The organism is Streptomyces prasinopilosus (genome assembly GCF_001419695.1).
Taxonomy (GTDB): domain Bacteria; phylum Actinomycetota; class Actinomycetes; order Streptomycetales; family Streptomycetaceae; genus Streptomyces; species Streptomyces prasinopilosus.
This window is the reverse complement of record NZ_LIRG01000712.1, coordinates 1-5,991: the sequence shown is the minus strand read 5'-3', so window position 1 is coordinate 5,991 and position 5,991 is coordinate 1. Positions and strand designations below refer to the sequence as shown.

Here is a 5,991-nt window from a genome sequence, read left to right as displayed (position 1 = left end):
CCGGTGAGCGGCCGCCGGGGGCCCCGGCGGCCGCTCACCGGCGGCCTCCGGGCGCCCCCGTTCCGCTGTCCAGCATCGTCCGCAGGATGTCGCGCAGGGAGCGGCGTTCCCCGTCCGTGAGGGCGGCCAGCGGCTCGCGGGCGAAGCGCAGCGACTCGCGCAGGCCGCGGGCCACCCTGCGGCCCTCCTCCGTCGCCGCCGCCACCTTCACGCGCCGGTCCGCCGGGTCCGGACGGCGCTCGGCCAGACCGCGGGACTCCAGGCGGTCGACGATCCCGGTGACGTTCGACGGCTCGCACTTCAGGCGGTGGGCGAGCTTCCGCATCGGCAGGGGCTCCAGGCAGAGCAGGCTCAGGAGCCGGGCCTGCGCGCCGGTGAGGTCGTGCCCGGCCGCCGCCTCCTCGTACTCCTCGTGGTAGCGGGCCACCACCGAGCCGATCAGCTCGACGACCTCCAGGGTCAGATCGTCGGGGCATCCGGGACGTCCGGGGGAACGGGGTGTGACGGCCATGCCGTCCAGGGTACCCGCATGCTTGACATCCTGAAATATTCAGCTGCATGGTTGTTTCAGGTAGTGAAACATTTCGAGGAGAGGCGCCCCCCATGACCGACACCCCCACGCTCCCCGCCACCGGCCGCGCATGGCACCTGGTCAGCCGGCCCGTGGGCTGGCCGAAGCCCGAGGACTTCTCCCTGGTCGAGGCGGAGGTCCCCGCGCCGGGGGAGGGCCAGGTGCTGGTACGGAACACGTACCTCTCGGTCGACCCCTACATGCGGGGCCGGATGAGTGACGCCAAGTCCTACGTGGCGCCGTACGAGGTGGGCGAGGCCATGCAGGGCGGCGCCGTCGGCGAGGTCGTCGCCTCCGGCGCGGAGGGACTGGCCGTGGGCGACCACGTGCTGCACGGCCTCGGCTGGCGCGAGTACGCGCTGGTGGACGCGAAGAGCGCCGTCAAGGTGGACCCCGGGGTCGCGCCGCTCTCCACCTACCTGGGCGTGCTGGGCATGCCGGGGTTCACCGCGTACGTGGGACTGCTGCGCGTCGCCGCCTTCAAGGAGGGCGACGCCGTCTTCGTGTCCGGCGCCGCCGGTGCCGTCGGCAGCCAGGTGGGGCAGATCGCGAAGCTCAAGGGGGCCTCGCGGGTGATCGGCTCCGCCGGATCCGACGAGAAGGTCGCCCTGCTCGTCGAGGAGTACGGATTCGACGCCGCGTTCAACTACAAGGACGGCCCGGTCGGCCGGCAGCTGCGCGAGGCCGCCCCGGACGGCATCGACGTCTACTTCGACAACGTCGGCGGGGACCACCTGGAGGCCGCGATCGGTTCGCTGAACCGGGACGGGCGGATCGCCGTGTGCGGGATGATCTCCGTCTACAACAACACGGAGCCGGCGCCGGGCCCGCGCAACCTCGCCCGCCTCATCCAGACCCGGGGCCGCATCGAGGGCTTCCTGGTGAGCGACCACAACGACCTGCGGTCGGAGTTCGTGCGGGAGGTCGGCGGCTGGATCGCCTCGGGCGAGCTCAAGTACCGGGAGACCGTCGTCGAGGGCATCGAGAACAACCTCGAGGCGTTCCTGGGCGTCCTGCGCGGCGACAACATCGGAAAGATGATCGTCAAGCTCTGACAGCGCACGGCGCACGACGGGCTCCGGTGCGGGGGCGGGGACGGCGCACGACCGTCCCCGCCCCCGCACCGGCCCCGGAGGGGCGCCCGGCCGGGGGAGCGGACCACCGGCCGACGACACGCCGCCGACGGGCCCCTATAGTTCCCCCATGCGCGATCTTGGGGTGGGTTTCCGGTATCTCCTGAAGGGCCAGCGCTGGGTCGCCCGGCACGGCAAGCAGTACGGTTTCGGCCTGCTGCCGGGACTGATCACGCTGGTGCTCTACGTGGGGGCGCTGCTCGTACTGGGCCTATGGGGGGCGGACTTCGTCGGCTGGGCGACACCGTTCGCGGACGACTGGTCCAGCCCCTGGCTCGGCCTGTTCCGCGGACTGCTCACCGTCCTCCTCTTCGCGCTCGGCCTGCTCCTGTCCGTCCTCACCTTCACCGCGGTGACCCTGCTCATCGGCCAGCCCTTCTACGAGAGCCTCTCCGAGAAGGTCGACCGGGACGTCTCGCCCGACGGCACCGCCCCCGAGTCCGACCTGCCGTTGTGGCGGGAACTGTGGGTCTCCGGCCGGGACAGCCTCCGCATCGTGGTGCGGGCCCTGGTCTGGGCGGTCCTCCTCTTCGCGCTCGGGTTCGTCCCGTTCCTCGGGCAGACCGTCGTGCCGGTGATCGGGTTCATGGTCACCGGGTTCTTCCTCACGGAGGAGCTGACGGCGGTGGCCCTGCAGCGGCGCGGGGTAGAGCTGCGGGCGCGGCTGGCCCTGCTCAGGGGCCGCAGGACCCTCGTCTGGGGCTTCGGCACGCCCCTGGGGCTGGCGTTCCTCGTCCCGTTCGTCGCCGTGTTCCTGATGCCGGGCGCGGTCGCCGGCGCCACCCTCATGGCGCGGGACCTGCTCGGCGAGGAGACCAGGGAGACCAGGGAGACCGGGGGGCACGGCGGCGCCGGGACGCCGGAGGCGCCCGGGACGCCGTCGAGGCCGTCCCCGCCGATCGGCCCGAACGCGCACTGACACGGGACGGACGCCGGAGCGGGACGGATACCGGGACAGGTACCGGGACGGAACGGGCACGGAGAGTGGGGCGAGGTGACCGCCTCGTGGTCCTTTGTGAAGGATTCGTACGAACCCCCGATCGATTGCCTGATTCCGGACCACGGGACCACCGCGACGGTTACCGTCTGGATCGGGGTAGTTCCCGCCAACCGGGGTATTCCTCTGCATGAGCAGCCCCGGTCCGGGACCCTGACCCCGGACCGGGGCTCATGCGCGCCGCCCCGTACGCTCCCGTACGACCCGGGCGGGCCCTACCGCACCGCGAAGCCGTACACCGTTTCCGAGCGGAACGTCCCGCCCGGCCGCAGGACCGTGCTCGGGAAGTCGGGACGGTTCGGGGAGTCCGGGAAGTGCTGCGTCTCCAGCGCGATGCCGGCGCCGGGCGCGAAGGGCTCCCCGATGTGGTCGGCGGTGTAGACCTGCATCCCGGGTTCGGTGGTCGCCACCGTGAGCACCCGCCCGGAACCCGGTTCGTACAGTTCGGCGACCTCCACCGGCGTGGACGTCACGCCCTTGTCCAGCACGTAATTGTGGTCGTACCCGCTGCCGGTGCGGCGCGCCTCGCGGAAGTCGAAGCGGGTGCCGGTGACGTCCCGGTGGTCGCCGGCGGGGACCAGGTCCGCGTCGACGGGGGTGAAGCGGGAGGCGGCGAGCCGCAGTTCGTGCCCGCCCGCGCCACCGGAGCCGGAGCGGACCCCCGCACCGGAACCGGTCCCGGCCAGGTTCCAATACGAGTGGTTCGTCGGGTTCACCACCGTCGGCGCCTCCGTCACCGCCTCGTACGCGATCCCCAGGGCCCCCCGCTCGTCCAGGGTGTACGTCACCGCCATCTCCAGGCGGCCCGGGAAGCCCTCCTCGCCGTCCGCGCAGACCAGGGTGAGGCGCAGCCCGTGCGGGACCGGCGCCACGTCCCACACGCGCTTGTCGAAGCCCCGCTCACCGCCGTGCAGCGAGTTCGGCCCGTCGTTCGCGGCCAGCGTGTGGACCCGGCCGTCCAGCGGGAAGCGGGCACCCGCGATGCGGTTGGCGTACCGCCCGATCAGGGCGCCCAAGTACGGCTCCGGATGGGCGAGGTAGCCGTCCAGGCCGGAGAAGCCCAGCACCACGTTCCCGGACCGCCCCTCCCGGTCCGGCACCTCGACGGTCTGCACGATCCCGCCGTACGACAGCACCCGTACACGGGTGCCGGCCCGCTCCAGGGTCCAGCGGTGCACCGGGGTGCCGTCGGAAAGTGTGCCGAAGAGTTCGTTCATGTGCGGCACGATAGGTCACGGCTTCGTGGCCGTGACCGTGCGGTGGGCGATCTCCGCCAGCCGGGCCTGACCGTCGATGCTGGGGTGGAACCAGTCCCAGCGGCTCAGCTGCGCCGTGCCGAACCGGTACGCGTACACCGCGCCGCCGTCGTAGCGGCACCGGTCGTCCGCGGCGCAGACCTCCTCCAGCACCTCGTTGTAGTCCTCCACCCGGGCCTGCACCGCCGCGCGCCGCTCGTTCGCCGCCGCGTCCAGGGCGTCCGGGTCGCCCAGCATCGACGGGCAGATGCCGAGCTCCCACACCCGCTTGCCCGTCTCGCTGGTCCGCCCCTGCGACCACAGCCGCTTCAGGTCCGGCACGCTCGCCACGTACACCTGGGCCTCGGGCAGCGCCTTGCGCAGGGTGCGTATCGCCTCCTCGAAGTCCGCGCGGAAGGCGGCCACCGGCGTCATCGCCGACGTCGTGGCCCGGCAGGCGTCGTTCGCCCCGGCCAGCACCGTCACCAACTCCGGCTTCCGGCTCACCGCCCGGGCCATCTGCCCGGGCAGGTCCGCCATCCGCGCCCCGGTGACCGCGTAGTTCCAGCTCCGCTCGGCCGCCCCCGCCGGGCCCAGCAGCCGCACCGCCAGGCTGTCGACCTTCTCGCTGCCGCCCGTCGCCCACGACACCTCGGGGCAGTCCGTCAGCACCGCGCACGCGTCGAAGCCGGTCGTGATCGAATCGCCCACGGCGGCCACCGAGGCGGGACTGGTGTCCCAGGCCGGAGTGGGCGACGGGGCCGGCGCGGCCTTCTTCGCCCCGGCGTCGGACGGAGCGGTCCCGGCGCCGCCGACGGCGTCGCAGCCGGCGGCCCCCAGGACGGCGGCCGCCGCCACCGCGGCGAGCACGGCCCGCGAACGGCCGCCCCGCTCCGGCCTCTTCCACCGTGTCCCCTGGTCCATCCCGCGGCCTCCCCGCACCTCGTGGTCTCCGTCCCCCATGCATAACAACGCGCGCGGGTTCCCGCCCGCCCGACCGTCCACCCGATTGCCCGCCCGGCCACCCGGCCGGGCGCTCCTCCGGTCGGAACGCCCCGGGGGGAACGCCCCCGGACGGAACAGCGCATAGGGAACGGCTCACACGGTCCGCGGCCGGCCCCCCCGGGGTTGTCGGCCTGCCGGGTGAATGGCGGCGGTTTCCGGGTGCCGGGACGGACGGTACGTCACACTCCTTCCCCCGCCACACGGTAGCCTCGGCATCGACGTGGTCCTCCCGGCCACCCGCTGATCGGCCCTTTCCGACCTGTCCCGCTCTGCCCGGAGGTTCCGGTGACGACACGTGGAGTCCTGTACGTGCACTCCGCGCCGCGTGCGCTGTGCCCACACGTCGAATGGGCCGTCGCGGGGGTGCTCGGCGTGCGCGTCGGCCTGGACTGGATCCGGCAGCCCGCCGCCCCCGGCACCTGGCGCTCGGAGTTCTCCTGGAAGGGCCAGGCCGGCACCGCCTCCAAACTCGCCTCGGCCCTGCGCGGCTGGCAGTTGCTGCGCTTCGAGGTCACCTCGGAGCCCTGCCCCACCGCCGAGGGCGAGCGCTACAGCTGCACCCCCGACCTCGGCATCTTCCACGCCGTCACCGGCATCCACGGCGACATCATGATCCCCGAGGACCGGCTGCGCGCCGCCCTGACCAGGTCCCAGCACGGCGAGACCGACCTGGAGGCCGAGATCGCCAAGCTCCTCGGCAAGCCCTGGGACGACGAACTGGAGCCCTTCCGCCACGCGGGCGAGGGCGCCCCGGTCCGCTGGCTCCACCAGGTCGTCTGACCGCACCGGCACCGGCACCGGCCCCCGGACCCGGGCACCGGACTCCCGAAGTCCGGTGCTCCCGCGCGCCCCTGCCGGATGCTTCCGTACCGGGCGCCCTCGTGTCCCCGTGCCGGGCGCTCCCGTAAGGCGCGCCCGGGCCCCCGCACGGCGTACCCCGTCCTCCCGGTGCGCGGACGTGCTGGAGGGCCCCACCTCGTGAGGTGGGGCCCTCCAGCACGTCCGCGCGTACCGGCGCCGGTCAGACCGACCGGAACGCCAGCACCACGT

General features: G+C 73.4%; 6 protein-coding genes. 3 read left to right on the top strand and 3 right to left on the bottom strand.

Annotation, left to right across the window (positions count from 1 at the left end; all coding sequences use genetic code 11):
- Positions 1–34: 34 nt before the first annotated feature.
- Positions 35–511 carry a MarR family winged helix-turn-helix transcriptional regulator gene (locus AOK18_RS25065; protein ID WP_055695801.1) on the bottom strand — a complete coding sequence of 159 codons (477 nt, stop codon included), beginning with the start codon at positions 509–511 and terminating at the stop codon, positions 35–37.
- A gap of 92 nt (positions 512–603) precedes the next feature.
- Between AOK18_RS25065 and AOK18_RS25060 the strand changes: the two genes are divergently transcribed.
- On the top strand, positions 604–1,626 hold the full coding sequence (locus AOK18_RS25060; protein WP_055695800.1) for an NADP-dependent oxidoreductase: 1,023 nt from the start codon (positions 604–606) through the stop codon (positions 1,624–1,626).
- 148 nt (positions 1,627–1,774) lie between these two features.
- Positions 1,775–2,623: an EI24 domain-containing protein gene (locus AOK18_RS25055; protein WP_055695799.1), complete on the top strand. Its 849-nt coding sequence runs from the start codon at positions 1,775–1,777 to the stop codon at positions 2,621–2,623.
- Between the two features lie 293 nt (positions 2,624–2,916).
- Here the strand turns inward: AOK18_RS25055 and AOK18_RS25050 are convergent, their stop codons facing one another.
- Entirely contained in the window at positions 2,917–3,918 is a 1,002-nt protein-coding gene (locus AOK18_RS25050) for an aldose epimerase family protein (RefSeq protein ID WP_055695798.1), read from the bottom strand.
- Between the two features lie 15 nt (positions 3,919–3,933).
- Positions 3,934–4,860 carry an SGNH/GDSL hydrolase family protein gene (locus AOK18_RS25045; RefSeq protein WP_055574878.1) on the bottom strand — a complete coding sequence of 309 codons (927 nt, stop codon included), beginning with the start codon at positions 4,858–4,860 and terminating at the stop codon, positions 3,934–3,936.
- A gap of 366 nt (positions 4,861–5,226) precedes the next feature.
- On the opposite strand from AOK18_RS25045, the gene AOK18_RS25040 reads away from it, so the two are divergent.
- Positions 5,227–5,721 carry a DUF3145 domain-containing protein gene (locus AOK18_RS25040; protein WP_055572732.1) on the top strand — a complete coding sequence of 165 codons (495 nt, stop codon included), beginning with the start codon at positions 5,227–5,229 and terminating at the stop codon, positions 5,719–5,721.
- Positions 5,722–5,991 lie beyond the last annotated feature (270 nt).

Bases quoted from the DNA above. Each gene is read 5' to 3' on its own strand.
- AOK18_RS25065 (WP_055695801.1), bottom strand. From the start codon at position 511: ATGGCCGTCACACCCCGTTCCCCCGGACGTCCCGGATGCCCCGACGAT.
- AOK18_RS25055 (WP_055695799.1), top strand. From the start codon at position 1,775: ATGCGCGATCTTGGGGTGGGTTTCCGGTATCTCCTGAAGGGCCAGCGC.
- AOK18_RS25050 (WP_055695798.1), bottom strand. From the start codon at position 3,918: ATGAACGAACTCTTCGGCACACTTTCCGACGGCACCCCGGTGCACCGC.
- AOK18_RS25045 (WP_055574878.1), bottom strand. From the start codon at position 4,860: ATGGACCAGGGGACACGGTGGAAGAGGCCGGAGCGGGGCGGCCGTTCG.
- AOK18_RS25060 (WP_055695800.1), top strand. From the start codon at position 604: ATGACCGACACCCCCACGCTCCCCGCCACCGGCCGCGCATGGCACCTG.